16 protein-coding genes and 1 tRNA gene are annotated in these 18134 nt (G+C 66.0%); 5 read left to right on the top strand and 12 right to left on the bottom strand.

The annotated features are described in order from the left end of the window. Positions 1-50: 50 nt before the first annotated feature. From BV210_RS12255 to BV210_RS12235, 5 genes are all read right to left on the bottom strand, one after another. Positions 51-2258: a neutral/alkaline non-lysosomal ceramidase N-terminal domain-containing protein gene (locus BV210_RS12255; protein ID WP_077206917.1), complete on the bottom strand. Its 2208-nt coding sequence runs from the start codon at positions 2256-2258 to the stop codon at positions 51-53. A gap of 166 nt (positions 2259-2424) precedes the next feature. After that, a complete protein-coding gene (locus BV210_RS12250; protein ID WP_077206916.1) occupies positions 2425-2730 on the bottom strand; it encodes a putative quinol monooxygenase in 306 nt (101 codons plus the stop codon). Between the two features lie 86 nt (positions 2731-2816). Next, positions 2817-4067: an RNA-guided endonuclease TnpB family protein gene (locus BV210_RS12245; RefSeq protein WP_077206915.1), complete on the bottom strand. Its 1251-nt coding sequence runs from the start codon at positions 4065-4067 to the stop codon at positions 2817-2819. 103 nt (positions 4068-4170) lie between these two features. Beyond that, positions 4171-4244, bottom strand: a tRNA-Ile gene (locus BV210_RS12240). Positions 4245-4324: 80 nt separating this feature from the next. Further along, positions 4325-4846, bottom strand: coding sequence for an FxsA family protein (locus BV210_RS12235; RefSeq protein ID WP_077206914.1), 522 nt, complete (start codon positions 4844-4846; stop codon positions 4325-4327). 101 nt (positions 4847-4947) lie between these two features. Between BV210_RS12235 and BV210_RS12230 the strand changes: the two genes are divergently transcribed. Both BV210_RS12230 and BV210_RS12225 read left to right on the top strand, forming a co-directional pair. Beyond that, the gene (locus tag BV210_RS12230) at positions 4948-6570 is read left to right on the top strand and encodes a DUF255 domain-containing protein (protein WP_077206913.1); all 1623 of its coding nucleotides are present in this window, start codon (positions 4948-4950) and stop codon (positions 6568-6570) included. Between the two features lie 55 nt (positions 6571-6625). Beyond that, the gene (locus BV210_RS12225) at positions 6626-7429 is read left to right on the top strand and encodes a TrmB family transcriptional regulator (protein WP_077206912.1); all 804 of its coding nucleotides are present in this window, start codon (positions 6626-6628) and stop codon (positions 7427-7429) included. Between the two features lie 317 nt (positions 7430-7746). Here BV210_RS12225 and mptA read toward each other — a convergent pair whose 3' ends face one another. Further along, the gene (mptA, locus tag BV210_RS12220) at positions 7747-8676 is read right to left on the bottom strand and encodes a GTP cyclohydrolase MptA (protein WP_077206911.1); all 930 of its coding nucleotides are present in this window, start codon (positions 8674-8676) and stop codon (positions 7747-7749) included. Between the two features lie 206 nt (positions 8677-8882). Between mptA and BV210_RS12215 the strand changes: the two genes are divergently transcribed. Then, positions 8883-11174 carry a nitric-oxide reductase large subunit gene (locus BV210_RS12215; protein ID WP_077206910.1) on the top strand — a complete coding sequence of 764 codons (2292 nt, stop codon included), beginning with the start codon at positions 8883-8885 and terminating at the stop codon, positions 11172-11174. 108 nt (positions 11175-11282) lie between these two features. Here the strand turns inward: BV210_RS12215 and BV210_RS12210 are convergent, their stop codons facing one another. From BV210_RS12210 to BV210_RS12195, 4 genes are all read right to left on the bottom strand, one after another. Beyond that, the gene (locus BV210_RS12210) at positions 11283-13112 is read right to left on the bottom strand and encodes a histidine kinase N-terminal 7TM domain-containing protein (RefSeq protein ID WP_077206909.1); all 1830 of its coding nucleotides are present in this window, start codon (positions 13110-13112) and stop codon (positions 11283-11285) included. A gap of 12 nt (positions 13113-13124) precedes the next feature. Further along, the gene (locus BV210_RS12205) at positions 13125-13718 is read right to left on the bottom strand and encodes a HalX domain-containing protein (RefSeq protein ID WP_077206908.1); all 594 of its coding nucleotides are present in this window, start codon (positions 13716-13718) and stop codon (positions 13125-13127) included. A 220-nt stretch (positions 13719-13938) separates the two neighbouring features. Next, on the bottom strand, positions 13939-14532 hold the full coding sequence (locus BV210_RS12200; RefSeq protein ID WP_077206907.1) for a response regulator: 594 nt from the start codon (positions 14530-14532) through the stop codon (positions 13939-13941). 261 nt (positions 14533-14793) lie between these two features. Next, positions 14794-15831, bottom strand: a complete 1038-nt coding sequence (locus BV210_RS12195; RefSeq protein ID WP_077206906.1) for an Lrp/AsnC family transcriptional regulator — start codon at positions 15829-15831, stop codon at positions 14794-14796. Positions 15832-15916: 85 nt separating this feature from the next. Between BV210_RS12195 and BV210_RS12190 the strand changes: the two genes are divergently transcribed. Continuing rightward, positions 15917-16369 (top strand): MaoC family dehydratase, encoded by a 453-nt coding sequence (locus tag BV210_RS12190; protein WP_077206905.1) that lies wholly within the window; start codon positions 15917-15919, stop codon positions 16367-16369. A 7-nt stretch (positions 16370-16376) separates the two neighbouring features. On the opposite strand, the gene BV210_RS12185 is transcribed toward BV210_RS12190, so the two are convergent. Further along, positions 16377-16622: a type II toxin-antitoxin system HicA family toxin gene (locus tag BV210_RS12185; protein WP_077206904.1), complete on the bottom strand. Its 246-nt coding sequence runs from the start codon at positions 16620-16622 to the stop codon at positions 16377-16379. A gap of 48 nt (positions 16623-16670) precedes the next feature. Next, the gene (locus BV210_RS12180; protein WP_077206903.1) at positions 16671-16892 is read right to left on the bottom strand and encodes a type II toxin-antitoxin system HicB family antitoxin; all 222 of its coding nucleotides are present in this window, start codon (positions 16890-16892) and stop codon (positions 16671-16673) included. Positions 16893-17066: 174 nt separating this feature from the next. On the opposite strand from BV210_RS12180, the gene BV210_RS12175 reads away from it, so the two are divergent. Next, a complete protein-coding gene (locus tag BV210_RS12175; protein ID WP_077206902.1) occupies positions 17067-18134 on the top strand; it encodes an anthranilate phosphoribosyltransferase in 1068 nt (355 codons plus the stop codon).

The following is an 18134-nucleotide window of genomic DNA, read 5'->3' as shown; positions in this document are numbered from 1 at the left end:
ACCGCCCGGGATAGAATAGTTGTGGGTTGGTTGCGACCCACTCGATCCGGTCAGGTCGGGAACGTCCCGATCCCGAACAGTCCGGGCGGGTCGCCCCCACCGGTACCCATCGTCTCGGGCCAGTCCAGCGTCGCGACCGACCCCACCGTCAGGTCCACCGCCGCACCGCTCCGGTTGCCGAGGCCGTCGACAAGCCCGTTCTCCGGGACGGTCACGGTGTCGCCCGCGCCGACTCCCTCGACCGTGGCGACCCAGCCCTCGGCGTCGCCGTCCCACTGAGCTTCGTGGGCCTCGCCGCCGACCTCGATCGTCACCGTCCCACCCGTGGGCTGGACCGGACGCACGCGCAGGTTCTCCTCGGGGTCCGGCGGCGGGTTCTGCGCGACGACGGTCAACCGCGTCGGCTCGGCGCCGGGGCCGGCGTTCTCGGCGCGGACGCCCCGGACTCGAAGGCCGGTCGAGGGTGCGATATCGAACCTTCGGTTGGTCAGTTCGTACTTCTCGGCGTTCACCCGGAGCCGGTAGGTTCCGGTGGGGAGATCGGGCGGCACGTCGTAGCGGACGGTGTAGTCGCCGAACCACTCCGTCCAGACGAAGCCGAGGCCCAGATCCGAGGTGACCGTCTCCCACCCGCTCCCAGACTCCCGTTCCAGCAGGACGAACGGCTGGCCGACCGGGCGGTCCTTCCCGGACCAGCCGCCCGCCCAGTCCAGCGTGACCACGTCCATCCGCTCGACGGTTCGGGCCGGCTGGTCGGTAATCTCGCCGTCGGCGTCACCGCCCCCGACGGGGGCGTTGGGGATCGAGGGTCGCGATCCGCTGGGTTCGGCCGGGTCGCCCAGCCCCGCCGCGATGTCGGCGGCGAGGTCGCGCTGGCGGTTGCGGATCAACAGGGAGGTGTACTGGCCGAAGGCGGTGTTGCCACCCTCGTAGTCCTGTTTGTTGTACTCCTCGGGCGTCGTGAAGTAGCCGTTGTACCCGTTGGCGATGCCGACCACCGCAACGTCGTCGACGGCGTCGGGTGCGACCTCGGCTGCCGCTCCCCGCATCCGCCGGCCCATCTCGACGGTCGGCTCGCCGGGCACCGTCACGAGCAACTGGTCACCGACGCGCATCGCCTGCACCTCCACGTCCGTCGAGTACGGCGCGGGCGCGAGCGGGAGCTTTCGCCCATGCACGTCGTCGGCCAGCCACTCCGGGCGGCGTTTCCCCTCCAGTTCCAGCCCCGAGAACGGCGTCGGCCCGTTCTCCCCGCCGTCCAGTGTCGGCACCCCGACGACGGCGTCGTCGTCAACCGGCTTGCCGGGTTCGACCTCCTGCCCACGGTACTCGTCGTGCGTCGCGCGACCACCGACTGACAGATTTCGTGAGAGGTCACCCCCGGCCGACTGCCAGGCGTCCCACATCGCCCGCTCGGTGCGGATGGCTGTCCGCTCGGCGACCGCGTACTGGCCGTAGTCGTCGTAGCGGGGAATTTGGTCGCCGACGCGCCCGGTCGTGTAGACGGTCGTCGGCGCGTCGCCGTCGAACCGATCCGCGAACCACTGGCGCGCGACGCCCGGGAAGTCCGCCGAGAAGGTCGTGTTCGACGGCGTGAACGCGGTCGGGTGGTTCCCGAACAGCGTCCACGCGCAGATCGGCGTGCCGTCTGTCCCCTCGACGCGGAGCATCCTGACCGTGGTATCTCGCGCCCGATCCGGGTCGATCGGGTGATCCTCGGGCGATCCCTCCCCGATCGGAATATCGAGGCCGAAGTTCGCGAGGTGAGCCTCGATGGAGCGGTTCCAGTTGCCCGCCTCGACCGTCCCGGTGGCCCAGCCCGCCCGTGCAGGCCGGCGGTTCGCGTCGGCCGCTGCGATGGCGTCGCCGATCTGCCCGGCGATCCAGTCGCCCGGCGAGTTCGGGCCAGCGTGGGTGTGGGTCGCCGCGAAGAGGACCGAGTCGCGGTCGAATCCCAGCGGCCGGACGTGCTCGATCACCGCGTCCCGGACCGCCGGCTTCCCCAGATCCGCCGAGACGAGCGCGACCTTCCGCTCGCCGTCGGAGAGCACCAAGGCGTGCGCGAACAGCCGGATCGCCACGCCCTCCGCGCGGATATCCGGACGGACGTATCCGAAGAAGGAGCCACCGTTGTCCGGTGTGATGTCGCGTTTTGCGACCCCCGCGGTCAGCGGTCCGCCCGCGTCCGCTCCGGACTTTCCGGTCGCCGTGCCGCTGGCAAGGCCCGCCGTGAGCCCCGAGATGGCCGCCGCCTGCACGAATCGCCGTCGATTCAGTTCCCCTGTACGGTCCGCTCCCCGTCGGTCCGGGGCCCCCGACCCCGAACCACCCGAATCACGCATCGTGTCACCGTGTACCTCACTCTATAGTATATAAATTCGTACGGACGTGAAGCGGATTTTATAAGAGAGGTCCGCTCGGCGTTCAGAGTTCCACTTCGCTCATCGAGTCGACCTCGAACCGGAGGATCTCGGGGTCACCGGCGAGCCAGTCGCTCAGGGCCGTGAGGAACTCGGTGAAGTGGTCGGTCTTGGAGTGGGCCGCGAAGGCGTCCTCGTCCTCGTACCGTTCGACGAATCGAACGACGTTCTCGTCCTCCACGTCGGTCGTCGCCCGGTAGTCGAGCATGCCGTCCTCGGCGCGGGACTGCTCGGCCAGGTCCTCGATCTCGGCCAGTGCTTCCTCTCGGTACTCGGGATCGATGGGGAAACTCGCGTGTACGACGATCATCGCACTCGGCAGACGGAGGGCAGGCACGAAAAGCTATCCGTCCGTCACGAAGGGCCAAACCGGATGTCGACTGTCGCGCCACCGACTCACCCTGACGAGGTAGCTTCAGGATTGGGCGACTTGTCCGTGGACTCGTATGGAGCGAACCCGTTGCGTTCGCTGACAGTCCCGGACTTCAGGGCGTATCGACTGACACCCCTCCGCCGGGAGGACTGTTGCTCCCGACGGAGATACGCCGCAGCCACGTTCTTGGCCGCATTGTAGTCGGCGTGATTCCGGTTCCCACAGACCTCGCACTCGAAGGTCTCTCTGCTGGGACGGTTCGCCTCGTCGACGTGGCCACACTCGGCACACCGCCGCGAAGTATTCCTGGGATCGACAGTATCGACGAACAGCCCTGCCGCTTCTGCCTTGTACTCGACGTACGCGTAGAGCCGTTCGAAGGCCCACTCGGCGTGCCAGGCTACGTTCGGGAGTCGAGTTCGAATACCGGATAACTCCTCGAAAACGATTCCATCGCATTCGAAACGACGGGCTTCGGCGACGATTCCGTTCGCCACGCTGTGGAGGACGTGTTTCACGAACTCGTCCTCACGGCCACTGACGGTTTCCAGGGTACGGTGCGCGCTCCGGGAGCCACACTTCTGGAGACCACCGCGGACGCGCTCGAACTCGCGGCGTCGGTGGTTCAATTCACCGGCCGAAAAGAACCGGGCGGTACTGGTGACGGCGATCTGTTCGACACCGAGGTCGACGCCGAGAACCGTTCCGTTCTCGGTCGTCGTCTGCTCGGTGTCGGGCCTGAGTTTCCGAAATCCAAGGTGGAGGAACCAGTCACCGTCCCGGTAGTGGAGTGTACTCTCGGTCGGCTCCCACTGGCCGTCGAGATACTGTCGCTGGTAGCCGTCCTCGTCTTCGGGCAGCACGAGGTCACAGCGTACGCGGGAGTGTTTGCCGGCCACCGTGAGCGACACTTGCTCGTCTTCCTCGAAGACTGTCATCGTCCGCGAGTCGTACCTGACCGTCGGACTCGTGTAGATGGGTTTGGACGCCTTCCGACCGTTCTCGCGACGTGACCGACAGGATCGGATGTTTTCCGCAGCCTGATGCGTGGCGAGAATCGTGTGCTGACTTCCGAGGGTGGTCCGGTCGCGAATCTCGTCGTAGGCCAGCGATTGGACGTCGGATTTGTCGTGGCACCGATTCCAGGCCTTTTCGACCCCGATCTGGCAGCCACGCCGCCACGCGTCCACAGTATCGCGGAGCAAGCGCTCGTCCTCGGCGGTCACCGAGAGTCGGGTGATCGCTGTCCGACGGAGGTACTCGTCCGACGACACGGATTTCAGTTCGAGTGTCGTGAATATAAGGCCGACGACCGCTCTCTATCTCGTACCACGAGGACGTAGATTCGGCTATAGAACAGTTGAATCGATCGAAAAGTGGGCCAACACGGATTTGAACCGTGGACCTCCCGGTTATCAGCCGAGCGCTCAACCTGACTGAGCTATTGGCCCAGGTGAGCGCATCAGAGTGTTCCGCCCTGCCTATGTTAAGCGTTTCTTTTCACCGAGAGGGTGGCGGGCGTTCACACCCGCTATTTGGAGTCGTCGTCCACGTCGTAGGAGTCGCTGTCCACGTCGTAGGTGTCCTGGGAACCCTGTCCGGACTGTCCCGGGCCGGGCTGGCCCTGCCCCTCGCCGCCGGGGAAGCCGCCGACGTAGACGTTGCCGGTGGCGAAGCCGCTGGTCTTGGCGTCGACGTAGGGCGTGACGACCCACTTCTTGGCGGCCAGTCGGACCGGATAGCGCGTGACCGGCACGACCAGCACGAGACCCACGAGGTCGGTGACGATACCGGGCGTCAGCAACATCGCGCCGGAAACCAGCAGCAGGCCGCCGTCGATGAGTTCGTCGGTCGGGGGCTCGCCCTGGGCGAGTTTGCCCTGGATCTTCCGGAGGGTGTGGCGGCCCTCGGCCCGGACCAGGAGCATCCCGATCAGCGCGGTGAGGACGACCAGGGCGACGGTGTAGAGGGGCCCGATCCAGCCCGCAACCAGGAACAACAGCATGATGTCCAAAAGCGGGATGAGCAGGAGCAGCCCGATGATGCGGAGCATAGGGGCCATAGCGGCCCGGGACTCAAAATAGAACCGCTTCCGGCCGGATTTCGACGGGCGTGGGACGCAGGATACTTGTTCGGCAATCGCTACGGCTCGGTATGGACGATTCCGCGGCGCGGACCAACGTCGAGTGGCGCGAGTGGGGCCAGGACGCCTTCGACGAGGCCGCGCGGGCGAAAAAGCCCGTGTTGCTCTCGCTGTCGGCCCCCTGGTGTACCCACTGCCACGAGATGGACGCGACCACCTACACCGAGCCACGCATCGCGGCCAACATCAACGACGGGTTCGTGCCGGTGCGAGTCGACGTGGACCGACACCCCCGGATCCGCGAGCGCTACAACATGGGCGGGTTCCCCTCGACTGTCTTCTGTACCCCTGAAGGCGACATCCTGACCGGTGCGGGCTACCTCGGCGTCGACGGCTTCCGCGAGATTCTGGACTCCGTGCGACGCACCTGGGACGGCAAGGGTGAGGAGGCCGGCCGCGTCCCCCGCGCGCTCCGGGACGGGACGCCCCCGAGCGGCGAGGTCCGTGCCCGCATCGAGGAGCACATGGTCGAGCAACTGCTCGGGGCTTTCGACGACGAGTTCGGGGGCTGGGGGTCGGACGCGAAGTTCCCGCTGCCCAGAACCGTGGAGTTCGCGCTGGTCCGGGACCGCGACCAGGCCACCCGGACGCTGGAGGCGATCCAGACGCACCTGCTGGACACCTACGACGGCGGCTTCTACCGTTTCGCGACGGGGCGGGACTGGAGCGAGCCCCATCGAGAGAAACTGCTCGACGAGAACGCCGCGCTGGTCCGGGCGTTCGCCCGCGCGTACCGCTACACCGGCGAGGACTCGTATCGGGATACCGCCGAGTCGACCGTCGAGTATCTCACGACGGACCTCTGGACCGGCGACGCCTTCGCCGCCAGTCAGGCCGGCGACGACGAGTACTACCGTATGAGTCCGACCGACCGCGAGGCCGCCGACCCGCCGAGCGTCGACGAGACAGTGCTGGCGGACCGCAACGGGATGGCCGCGGGCGCGTTGCTCGCGCTCCACGCGTACACGGACGACGAACCGGCCCGCCGGTACGCCGAGCGAGCGCTCGATCACGTCCTCGACGACCTGGTCGAAGACGGCGAAGTGACCCACTACCGCACCGGCGAGGAGACGGGCGAGTCCGGACTGCTCGCCGACCAGACCGGCGTCCTGCAGGGCCTGACGACGGCCTGGCAGGTCACCGGCGAGTACGGCGACGCGGCCACGGCGGTCGCCGACTACGCGCTCGACGAACTCCAGGACGACGATGGTGCGTTCCGCGACGGGACCGCCGAGGGCCCCGGCCTGCTGGATCAGCCGCTCTACCCCCTCGACACGAACGTCGAACTGGCCGACGCGCTGGTCGATCTGGCGGCGCTCACGGGCGAGGACCGCTACTGCGAGCGGGCCCGCGAGGCGATCGCGGCCTTCGCCGGCGCGGCCGAGCGCATGGGCGTCGAGGTGGCCAGTTACGCCACGGTCGCCTCACGGCTCCAGTCGCTCCGGGTCTTCCGCGTCGGCGCGCCCGCCGGGAGCGACCTCCACCGCGCCGCGCTCCGGGTCGCGGACCACGAGGCCGTCGTCGTGCCGGCCGCAGAGGACCTCGACGGCGACGCGGAAGTCGTCGACGACGGCGAAGTTACGGGGACGGCGAAAACGCCGGACGGGCTGGCTGAACTGGCGACAGGTTCATAAACCACTGCGGTAAACCTGCGGTGCGTTTATATCCCCGGCGTTCGACTGCCTCACAATGGCAAGTCTGAGAGACCTCGGGTTGTCGGAGTACGAGGCCCGAGCCTACCGTGCGTTGCTGAAGACGGGGCCCACAACGGCCAAAGAGTTGTCCCGGGTAAGCGACGTGCCGATGGGCCGCATCTACGACGTTCTCAACAGCATCGAGACCTACAACCTCGTCCGGAGTCAGAGCGCGAGCCGGCCGAAAAAGTACGTCGCCGTCGAACCCCAGACCGCACTGGACAGGCTGCTGGAGGACAAAAAGCGGGAACTCGAGGAGAAGGCCCAGCAGTACGAGGGGATCGTCGACGAACTCGTCGGCGAACTCGAGAGCGCCGAACCCGTCGAGGAGACGTTCTGGACGGCCGCCGTCGGCCCCGACGAGACCGTCGACCTCCTCGTGGAGCGCCTGGCGGCCGCCGACGAGCGGATCATCATGGTCGCCTCCTCGTCGTCCCAGCAGTTCGACATGGACACCGTCGGCGACCTGATCGTCGAGGAACTCGGGAACGCGCTCGATCGAGGCGTCGACGTCTCTCTGTTGATGCGCCCCGAACTGGTCAACGAACTGCCCGAGAGCGTCGGCGAACGCTACCGCTCCCATCTGGCCCGTCACGAGCGGTTCTCCGTGCGCACCTCGCCCAACGTCTCGGGCACCTTCGAGCTCATCGACAACGCAGAGGTGTGTATCGAGGTCCCGCACCCGCTCAACGCCGACGAGACCTTCGCCGTGATCGACCTCAAGGATCGTGAGTTCGCCGCCAACGTCCGCTCGGAGTTCGATCCCCGGTGGGAGGACGCGGAGCCGCTCACCCTTTAGCACCTCCACCTTTTTCTCCTCGGGTGGCCTCCGGCCACCGCTCGTCGAAAAACGTGGGCGAAAAAGGCCGGACGCGAGCCGTCGGCTCGCGTCCGGTGAACCGCGGCGCTTCGCGCCGCGGATGCTACTCCTCGCCGTTGACTTCTGCTCGCAGGTCGGCCAGCTCCGCCACCCGCTCGGCGTGGGCGTTGCACTCCACCTTTTTCCGCCTCGGGTCGCCTCCGGCGACCTCTCGGCGCAAAAACGTGGGCGAAAAAACGGACCACTCGACTCCGCCTCGCGGTCCATGAATCGCGCTCACTTCGTTCGCGCGAACGCTAGTTTCCGTTCACTTCCGTCCGCAGATCCGCGAGTTCCGCCACCCGCTCGGCGTGGGCGTTATGCTGGTGGATCGACTCGTCGTTGGACTGTTTCATCGTCACGATGGCGTCGTCGGGGAGATCCGGGAACTCCTCGACGACCCCTTCGGCCATCGCGCGCACGCAGTCCTCGACGAACTTGGCGTCCTTGTGGGACTCGTAGGTCATGTGGTCCTCGTCGGGACGCTTCGCGAGGTTGTAGATGCGGGCGCTCATCGAGTCGCGGGCGATCCGGATGATGTCGTTGAGATCGGCCTCGGGCGCGCCCTCGCTCTCGACGGTCAGCGTGGCGTGACCCCGCTGTGAGTGGCCCGGCTGGGGGACTTCTTCGAGGAACTCGTCGATGACCTCGTCTTCAACGTCCAGTCCGCGCAGGGTCTCGCGGGCGCGGGACGTGCTCATGCCCTGCGAGCAGGGACAGACGGTCATGCCGGTGACGCGAGCGCCGATCTCCTCGTGGGTTCCCTCGTCGGTGGCCGTCGCGGAGGCGATGATGTCGGCCGTCGACTGGGTGGGCCGGTCGGACTCGGGCGTCCGCTCGCGGGTGACGTACTCGGCCTCCATCGTGACTTCGGCCTTGGTGGTGTACTCGTGTTTGTCGATCAGCCGCTCTGCGGCGTCGCCGCAGACGTCCTCGACGCGGTGAACCTCCTCGGCGACCGCCGCCTCGAGGGTCTCGTCGATGACCTCCATGTTCCGGGACATGTCAGCACCCTTCCGCCAGGACGGCAGGTCGACGAACACGTCGAACTCGGCCATGAGGACGATCGGTCGGTCGTCGGCCCGGCCGAGCTTCACGAGCTTCTCGACGCCGGTGACCCCGACGCGATTCAGTCCGACGGACACGTCCGGACTGGTCGCCTGGACGTCCGGCAGTTGCTGACTCATTGGGCCTTCCTTAGTACCGAACCTTCGTTAGGGCTTTCGAAAACGACCGTTTTTGACGGACCACCATTGCGACGCGAGAATCAGGGCCTGCGAGACGTGAGGAGTCCCGCCGTCGTCCCTGTTTTCCCGAACGGGTTCGCCCGGGTTCGCAGATTCTTGGACTGCCGTCGACCCTTCATACCTCCGCTGGAACGACGACCGTCTGTATGCAAGTCACGCGAAAGCACCTCGCGATGGCACTGGTCGTCGCCTTCGTGTTCAACCTCGTCGTCATGGGCGCGGGTGCGTGGTACTCCACCACCAACGCGCCGCCGATCCCGCAGGAAGTCGTCGGTCCCGACGGCGAGCAGATCACGACCAAAGACCAGGTCCAGACGGGCAAGACCGTCTTCCAGTCGGACGGACTGATGAATCACGGGTCGATCCTCGGGAACGGCGCGTACTACGGCCCCGACTACACCGCCGACGCGCTGGACCTGAAGGTCCGGCACATGCGTGAGTACTACGCACAGGAGAGACACAACGCGTCCTACGCGAACCTCTCCGCCGGCGACCGGGCGTCGGTCAACGCCACGGTGCAGTCGGAACTCGAAAAGAGTGAGTCCGGCAGCGACGTCGTCCGGTACTCCGCGGCCGAACTGTACGCCCACGAGCAGGTCCGCGGGGAGTACGTCCAGCGCTACCACGAGGGCGAGCCCCACCGCGGCGTCCCCGCGGACATGATCGACTCCGAGGAGCGCGCCCGGCAGTTCGCCGACTTCGCCATGTGGACCGCCTGGGTCGCCCACACCGACCGCCCGAACGGTGAGAACTCCTTCACCAACGAGTGGCCCTACGCCCCCGGTGCGGGCAACCAGCCGCCCGCCAGCGCGATGACCTGGAGCGTCATCGCCATGGTGTTGCTCGTCGCCGGTGCCGGCGGGGCCATCTGGCTCTACCGGGCGGTCGACCTCACCGAACCCGAAACTGAAGGGGTCACCATCCCCGATCCGGACGACATCACGATCCTCCCCAGCCAGATCGCCGCGACCCGGTTTATCGCCATCGGGGCCCTGCTGTTCCTGGCCCAGGTGTTACTGGGCGGGTTACTGGCGCACTTCTACATCGAGCGCGACGCCTTCTTCGGTCTCGGTGAGCTCTTCGGCTTCGAGATCCTCCAGTGGCTCCCCTTCGCGCTGGCCAAGACCTGGCACATCGACCTGGGGATCCTCTGGATCGCGACGCTGTGGCTCGGGGCCGGCATCTTCCTGCCGGCCCTGCTGACCGGCTACGAGCCGGACAACCAGGCCCGCTACGTCAACGGCCTGCTCGTGGCGCTCGTCGTGGTCGCCGTCGGCGGCCTCGCGGGCATCTGGCTCGGCGCACAGGGATACATCGACGGCGCACTCTGGTGGATCGTCGGCAACGAGGGGCTCGAATACCTCGAGGTCGGCCGGCTCTGGCAGGTCGGTCTGCTCGCCGGCTTCGGCATCTGGGCGGCGCTGGTCTGGCGCGGGTTCCGCCCGCTCCTGCGCCGCGAACAGCCCTTCGGACTGGCTCACATGATCCTCTACGCCGGCGGCTCGATCGCCCTGCTCTTCACCGCCGGGATGTTCTACACCCCCCAGACCAACATCGTCGTCACGGAGTTCTGGCGCTGGTGGGTCGTCCACATGTGGGTCGAGGGGGCCTTCGAGTTCTTCATCGTCGCCATCGTCGGCCTCGTGCTGGTGAGCATGAACCTGCTGGAGAAAAAGAGCGCCGAGAAGGCGGTCATGTTCCAGGCCCTGTTCGTGATGGGGACGGGCGTCATCGGCGTCTCCCACCATTACTGGTGGGTCGGCCAGCCCGACATCTGGGTCCCGGTCGGCAGCGCCTTCTCGACGCTCGAACTCATCCCGCTCGTGTTCATCCTCTACGAGGCGCTGGGCCAGTACCGCGTCATGGTCACCTCCGGCGAGGGGTTCCCCTACACGCTCCCGTTCATGTTCATCGTCGCGAGCGGGGTGTGGAACTTCGTCGGGGCCGGGGTGCTGGGCTTCTTCATCAACCTCCCGCTGATCAACTACTACGAACACGGCACCTACCTCACCGTCGGCCACGCCCACGCGGCGATGTTCGGCGCGTTCGGTTTCCTCGCCATCGGCATGGCCGTCTACATGCTCCGGCTCACCACCCGGAGTTCGGCCTGGTCCGGCCGCCGACTGCGCTGGTCGTTCTGGCTGTGGAACATCGGCCTGGCGCTGATGGTGTTCGTCTCCGTCCTCCCCGTGGGCTTCCTCCAGCTGGAAGCGATCTTCACGGCGAGCTACGACGCCGGCCGGAGTCTGGCCTTCTACAACAGCGAACTGATCCAGACGCTGTTCTGGGCACGCCTCCCGGGTGACACGCTGATCATCCTCGGGACGGCCATCTTCGCCTCCGACGTGGTGGCGAAACTCCGCAACCAGTCGGCCGCCGAGGCCCCGACCGACGACACCGGCCAGCCCGTCGCCGACAGCGTGCTGAGCGACGACTGAGGCGGAACTCGACCCCAGTCAGGTCGAGATCCGTCACCGTCGGTTCCGGGGTCCCGACTGCGCTTCGTTCTCGCCGTCGCCTCTCGACACAGTCTCAGTCGAATAGTATCAGCTGTGTGCGTCCTGGGCCTGCGAGCCGACCGCGGGGCCTGCGTCGTCGGCGTCCCGCTCCGTCCCGTCACTGCCGGCTCTTTCGCCGAGGGCCTCGGCGGCCTCCTGTTCGTCCGGTTCGCCGTCGGCTTCCGGGAGCCGGATCGTCACGATCGACCCCCGCGGGTCGTTCTCCTCGAACTGGACGGTGCCACCGGACTCCGTGACGATCCAGTTGATGATCCAGAGGCCGAGGCCGCTGATGTGCTGGAGCTGGGTCTCCCGACCGCGCAAGAGGACGGCGCGCTCCTCCTCGTGGATGCCCGGCCCGTTGTCGACGATCTCGATGGCGACCGCGTCGTCTTCGACCCACGCGGAGACGGCGACCTCGATCAGCGGCTCCGGGTTGTCGTTGTGTTCGATGGCGTTCTCCACGGCGTTCTCCACGGCGTCGGCGAAGAATTCGATGGCCGAGACGTGTGCGCACTCCGGGAGGTCGGTCTCGATGCTCACGTCCGGCCGGTCGGCCTCGCACTCGTCGACGACGGTCTCGATCACGTCGACGGCGTCGAGCCGGCGGGATTCGACGTGTTCGCTGTCCAGCGCCTGTTCGAGCTGGCGGGCCTTCTCGCTCAGGTCGATCAGCCCCGAGATGTGATTCTCGATGGCGTCGACCCACTCGGCCTCGGGGTTGTTCTGCTTGCCCAGTTCCGCGTAGCCCAGCACGACGTTGGCCTCGTTGCGCAGGTCGTGCCGGAGCGCCCGATTGAGGACGTTCAGCCGCTGTTCGCGCTGTCTGCGCTCGGTCACGTCCCGAAGGGAGAGGAGATGCCCAGTCAGGAGCCCGCCAGCGCGCCGCAGCACCGTCACCTGGACGTCGTAGTACCGGAGCTTCCCGTCGCGTCGCAGCGCCAGTTCCGTCCTGACGGCGTCGCTATCGGACTCGACGGTATCCGCGTCCACAAGTACGTCCGCCAGATCAGGACACACTTCAGCGACCGGTCGGCCGACCAGCGAGTCGTCGGTATCGTCGACGATGCGGACCGCGCGCTGGTTGTAGTCGATGATCCGCCGGTCGTCGTCGAGGACGAACACGGCCTCGACGAGGTTGTCCATCAGTTCGTCCCGAGCGACCTCGCGGGCGACCGGCACCATCTCCAGCAGCCGGTGGCGATAGATGGCGAGCACGAACGCCGCCGCAGTGACCGAGAAGGCGGCCGGCGTGGGATCGAAGGGGAACGAGACGACGTCCCCGAGATACAGCGCGTTTGCGACCCAGGGCGTGAAGGTCCCGACGAGGATCGCCACGGCCTGTCCCCGGTAGACGTTCTCCGAGACGACGAGCATCCGCACGAGGAGATACGAGCCGACGACGAGGATGGTGTAGGAGTAGACCGTGTGGACGGCGAACCACGACCCCGCGAGTACCGACGGAGTCGCGACGGGGCCGGCCTGAAACAGCTCGGACCGCTGCCACATGAGGTGATGGACCGGGTTGGTCCAGATGAGCAGTTGCGTGATCGCCGGGAGTACGAAAAGCGGGATCGGCCCGTACCGCGTCAGCGGCGTCTCGTGGCCGGAATACGACTCCGCGAAGTACAGAAACAGGATCGGGAGCGTCGCGATGGCGAGATACGTCGCGTTCCCGAGTACTCGCTGGCCGAAGGCGTCCGTCCGGGCAAGTTCCAGCCCCGCACAGAGCGTCCAGAACGAGGTCGCGGCGAGCAGCCCGGCCAGCGGTCCCGACCCGGCCGTCATCCGGTTGCGGTACACCCACGTGCCCAGCCCGGCAACGGCTACGGCGACACCTGTATAGAGGAGTGCAAACGGAGTGTATTGCCAGGCCATGTGTGGGCCACTCTACGGCTGTGACGGCGAATCCATCGAGTCGAGGTCGGGTTCCGGCATCCGGAAGAGCGCGCCGAACTCGTCTTCTTCGAGGTCACCGACCGCGTCGTCGAGGTTGGCTTCGAGTTCTTCGATCTGCTCGGTCAGCTCCTGGTACTCCTCGTTGGTCTCTAGCGCCGACCGGCTCTTCGACGTTTCGAGGGCCGCCCGCTTCGAGACCAGTGAGAAGTACTTCTGGAACGTGTCGTCGTACGTCGAGTACGTCAGGAGCTGTTCGACCGTATCGTAGAGATCGTCCCGCGAGACGGGCTTGACGACGTACTCGTCGAAACCCATATCGAGGATATCGAAGTCGGGATCGACGGCTGTCACCATCGCGACCCGACAGTCGTACCCCTCCTCGCGGATGTGTTCGAGGACTTCGTCCCCCGACATCCCCGGCATTCTGCGATCGAGCAACACGGCGTCGACATCGTCGTCGAGTTTCTCGAGCGCCTCCGATCCACTGTACGCCGTCCGGACATCGTACTCGTCCTGCAGGTGTGCCGCGTACACGTCCGTGACAGCGGACTCGTCGTCGACGATGAGGACTGTTGTTTCGCCCAAACCTATCCACTCACTGTAGGAAGTGGTGAACGGTAGCAAAAAAGTTTCCGCCCGGTGTTCAAAACTGAAAACCAGGAAATCACTCACCAAGTATCCCGCAAACAAGACGCGAGAACACTCGCAGGTCGCGTTTTCGAACACAGTAACCAGCACGGCAGCGACGAATCATGGTCCGGTGTGTCGTGCCAACCGGGCAGCGGTGGCCCCGTACAGTCAGATATTACTCTTCAGTGACGGGTGGGGGCCCCTCGTGGAGTTCGCGGAACACGGCGGCGAAGGCTTCGTCGTCGAAGCGCGCGACGGTGTCCTGGAGGTCCTGTCGGATCCGGTCGCGTTCCACGCGGAGGTCCTCGAACTCGTCGCTGTTTTCCAGTTCCGTGTTGCTCTTGTTTGCCAGCAGCGTCGCGTACTTCGAGGTCAGCGAGTAGTATCGCTGGAGTTTCTCCTCGTACTCGGCACAGACCAGCAGGCGGTCTATCGTGTCGAACAGGTCCTCCCGCGAGACCGGTTTGATGATGTAGTCGTCGAACGGCATGTCGATGATGTCGAAATCCGGATCGACCGCTGTCACCATCGCGACCCGGCAGTCGTACCCCGCCTCGCGGATCTCGGCGAGAACGTCGTCACCCGACACGTCGGGCATCCGGCGGTCGAGCAAGACGATGTCGATCTCCGGTCCGAGCGCTTCCAGTGCCTCCTCACCGCTGTAGGCCGTCCTGACGTGGTACTCCTGCTCCAACTGGGCAGCGTACGCGTCGGCCACGTCCGGTTCGTCGTCCACCACCAACACGGTGGGGAGGTCACCTGTACTCATCCATGAACAATACACGCCAATAGAAGGATAAGACTTCCGGGCGTTTCGGCCCAGATATGTATCTATATGTCTATATCTACTCTCTTCGAACAGGACAAACGTCGGATCGTCCTACTCGCCGACGATCTCGTCGTACCGCGCGCCCGTCCGTTTCCCACCTTTTTCTCGTCGGATCGCCTCCGGCGACCTCTCCTCGAAAAACGTGGGCGAAAAACCGGCCGCTCGCCTACGCTCGCGGCCGGAACAACAACGGAGTCTGCCTCACTCGCCGACGATCTCGTCGTACCGCGCGCCCGTCTGTTTCAGCGTCTCCGTCGAGTAGAGCCGTTCGTGGTCGACCGGGAGGTACTCGTCGGCGAGTTCGTCGATCTTCGCGTCGACGACCTCGGCCTCCCGGCCGTGGATCATCGTGAAGAGGTTGTACGGCCAGTCCTGCTCGGGTCGGCGCGGGCGGTGATAGCAGAGCGTGACGTAGGGGAGCGACCCGACGGACTCGCCCCAGGCGTCGAGTTCCTCGTCCGGCACGTCCCAGACGACCATGCAGTTGTTGTCGAAGCCGGTCGTGAGATGGTTGACGACACAGCCGATCCGCTTGATACAGCCGTCCTCGCGCAGGCGCTGGATGCTGTCGAGTACGTCCTCGACGGGCGCGTCGACGGCCGCCGCCACGTCCCGGTAGGGCGTCTCGGTGAGCGGAAAGCCGTCCTGGATCTCCAGCAGGACTCCACGATCGAGCGCCGAGAGGTCCACCGCGGCGTCCTCGCTGATCCGCGTGGCGGAGGCATCGGTCTCGGCGATCGACTCACGAGCAAACCGGTCGCCGTTGACCACCGGGAACTCCAGGTCGATGTAGTAATCGGTCAACATCGGCAGGACGAGCACGTCCAGCCCGGTCCGCTCCTGGATGTCGTCGATGATCGCGTCGCGCTTGTCTCGCGACCCTGCCGTGACGACGAACCACATGTTCCACTCGTGATCGCGGCGGTAGTTGTGGTTGACCTGCCGGTGGTCGTTGATCACCTCGGCCACCTCCTCGAAGCGGTCGGCGGGGGCCGAGACGGCCGCCAGCGTCGACGAGCCGATCACCGGCGGATTGAGGACGGCCCCGAACCGGCGGAAGATACCGGCCTCACGGAGGTCCCGGACCCGGGCCAGTGCGTCGGCGGCGTCGATTCCGAGGTCGTCGCCGACGATCTCGAAGGGGCGTTCCGCCACCGGGAAGCCGCTCTGGTAGCCGTCGACGAGCGCCGCGTCCGCGTCGTCCAGCTCCGCCCGCCAGTCACCCGACTGGAGACTCATTGTTACGGCTTGGTGCTTTCACAGTGTAACGGTGTCGCTTTCCGGGCACGAAACCGCTAAGTCGGCGGCGCTGTTGCCATCGTCAATGCCCACGTATTTCGAGGATATCGAGGTCGGCGACACCGAAGAACACGGCAGCTACGAGGTCACCGAGGAGGAGATCCTCGAGTTCGCAGAGCAGTACGATCCTCAGGAGTTCCATACCGACCCCGAAGCCGCGAAAGACACGATGTTCGGCGGCCTCGCCGCGAGCGGCTGGCACACCGCCGCCGTCTGCATGCGCCTGCTCGTCGAGACCATGGAGAACGCCGAGTGGGCCTCGCAGGGCGCCCGCGGCGTGGACGAACTCCGCTGGATCAAGCCGGTCCGCCCCGGCGACGAACTCGCCATCGAGTACGAGGTCGTCGAGAAACGCGAGGGCGACCGCCCGGGCGTCGGCGAGGTCGACAGCCGCCTGACCGGATACAATCAGGACGGCGACCCCGTCATCACCTGGATCGGGCTCGGGATGATCGAGAAGCGCGCGGCCGGCGAGTAGGCAGCGGTCACAGAAGCTCCTCAATTGCGTCGAGAAACTCCTGAAATTCTTTGGCTCCGGCCTGCGAGGCGATGGATCGCAGAGTTCCCGTCGCTATCTCGTCATGCATCGGCACTTCGACGGTCCGCTTTTCACCAGTTTCGGGATGAACGTAGCGAAGTTTGAGATGACTCCCAGCGCGGTCGACTGGCGTGAATCCCCACTTTTCGAGGGCTTTCGCAATTTCCTCGCCGGAGTAGGTCCGTCGCGACACAGATATTCCGAGGGAGCGGCCGTTTAAAAAGTCCCGTCTTTCCGGAGGTCAGGAGTCGAACCACGGTGCGTCCGGTTCTTCCAATTTTTCGTCTTCGGGTTCCGGACGCGCATGGAGGTCGAGGGCTTCAGCCAGGTTCGCCAAAGCCTCGGATTTGGTGTCTCCCTGGCTCGCGACACCCGTCTGGTCGTCGCGAGCGACGACGTAGCCGTCACTCTCGAAGATGGTGACGGTCTCGTCTTCGTCCGGGTCCCTCGGCTTCGTTCCCATACGTTACCGACAGTAGTCCGTCCGCAAAGGACTTTCCCTCGCGTCGTAGCCTCTCGCCCTTGAGGTGACAGCGGGGGCCAAACCCAAGTCACACAGTTCGCTGTTCGATTTTCGAACGGATCGACAGCGACGGCTTCGTGAGATATATCGCGGTGGCGTCCCGAACATGTCGGTATGACACAAGCGAGCCAGCAGTTCGGCGAATGGCCGCTCAAGCGGTTGATGACCGAAGTCGTCGGGTCCGGCCACAAGTCCGCCGAGGACATGGACCGCGAGCAGGCCCGCGAGGCGTTCCAGCGGATCCTGGCCGGCGAGCCCGATCCCACCACGCTGGGTGCGTTCTGGCTGGCCAACCGCTGGAAGCGCAACAACCCCGAGGAACTGGCGGCCTACACCGACGTGATGCGCGAGGAATCCGTCGAGGTGGCCGCGCCCGACGCCGACCCCGTCGACTGCGGCGCCAACTACGACGGGAAACACTCGACGGCGATCCTCGGGGTCGCCGCTGGTGCCGTCGCCGCCGCGGCCGGCACGCCCGTCGTCGTCCACTCCGGCGACCGCGTCCCGACGCAGAAACTCGACGCGTACAAGCACGTGCTGGACGAACTCGGCGTCCGCACCGAACTCGACCCCGAGGAGAGCGCCGAGATGGTCGACGAGACCGGCTTCGGGTACTACTACCAGCCCGCGTTCAACCCCGGCGTCGACGACCTCTGGGAGCGCCGGGACATGATGGGCGTGCGCTCCTTTGTCAACACCGTCGAGACGCTGGCCAACCCCGCCGACGCCGACGTGCATCTGGGCAGTTTCTACCACCTCGCGTTCGCCGAGAAGATCGTCGACACCTTCCGCGAGGTCCAGGCTCAGGACGTGTCCCGCGTGCTGATGTTCCAGGGCCAGGAGGGGTACGACGACATCCGACCGGGATCGACCGTGGTCGCCGAATGGTCCGAGGGCGAGGACCTCGAAGACTTCGAGATCGAGACCGCCGAGTACGGCATGGACTTCAGCGGCGAGGACCTGGAGGTCGATGACATCGCCGAGGACTCGGCGACGATCACGGAGGAGGTCCTCGCGGGCGACCGGGACGACCAGTTCGCCGACGCGGTGGCGGTCAACGCCGCTCTGCGCATGTACGCTCGCGAGGACGTGGACGGTCTCGAAGACGGGCTCGAAATCGCGCGCGAGACCATCGAGAGCGGCGACGCCGCGGCCGTGCTGGACGACCTGCGAGCGTTCTGA

It is taken from the genome of Halorientalis sp. IM1011 (assembly GCF_001989615.1).
Lineage (GTDB): Archaea > Halobacteriota > Halobacteria > Halobacteriales > Haloarculaceae > Halorientalis.
This window is presented reverse-complemented; position numbering and strand designations above follow the sequence as displayed.

Coding starts and splice junctions, on each gene's coding strand:
- BV210_RS12175 (WP_077206902.1), top strand. CDS start 17,067: ATGACACAAGCGAGCCAGCAGTTCGGCGAATGGCCGCTCAAGCGGTTG.
- mptA (WP_077206911.1), bottom strand. CDS start 8,676: ATGAGTCAGCAACTGCCGGACGTCCAGGCGACCAGTCCGGACGTGTCC.
- BV210_RS12215 (WP_077206910.1), top strand. CDS start 8,883: ATGCAAGTCACGCGAAAGCACCTCGCGATGGCACTGGTCGTCGCCTTC.
- BV210_RS12180 (WP_077206903.1), bottom strand. CDS start 16,892: ATGGGAACGAAGCCGAGGGACCCGGACGAAGACGAGACCGTCACCATC.
- BV210_RS12195 (WP_077206906.1), bottom strand. CDS start 15,831: ATGAGTCTCCAGTCGGGTGACTGGCGGGCGGAGCTGGACGACGCGGAC.
- BV210_RS12250 (WP_077206916.1), bottom strand. CDS start 2,730: ATGATCGTCGTACACGCGAGTTTCCCCATCGATCCCGAGTACCGAGAG.
- BV210_RS12210 (WP_077206909.1), bottom strand. CDS start 13,112: ATGGCCTGGCAATACACTCCGTTTGCACTCCTCTATACAGGTGTCGCC.
- BV210_RS12200 (WP_077206907.1), bottom strand. CDS start 14,532: ATGAGTACAGGTGACCTCCCCACCGTGTTGGTGGTGGACGACGAACCG.
- BV210_RS12225 (WP_077206912.1), top strand. CDS start 6,626: ATGGCAAGTCTGAGAGACCTCGGGTTGTCGGAGTACGAGGCCCGAGCC.
- BV210_RS12235 (WP_077206914.1), bottom strand. CDS start 4,846: ATGCTCCGCATCATCGGGCTGCTCCTGCTCATCCCGCTTTTGGACATC.
- BV210_RS12230 (WP_077206913.1), top strand. CDS start 4,948: ATGGACGATTCCGCGGCGCGGACCAACGTCGAGTGGCGCGAGTGGGGC.
- BV210_RS12190 (WP_077206905.1), top strand. CDS start 15,917: ATGCCCACGTATTTCGAGGATATCGAGGTCGGCGACACCGAAGAACAC.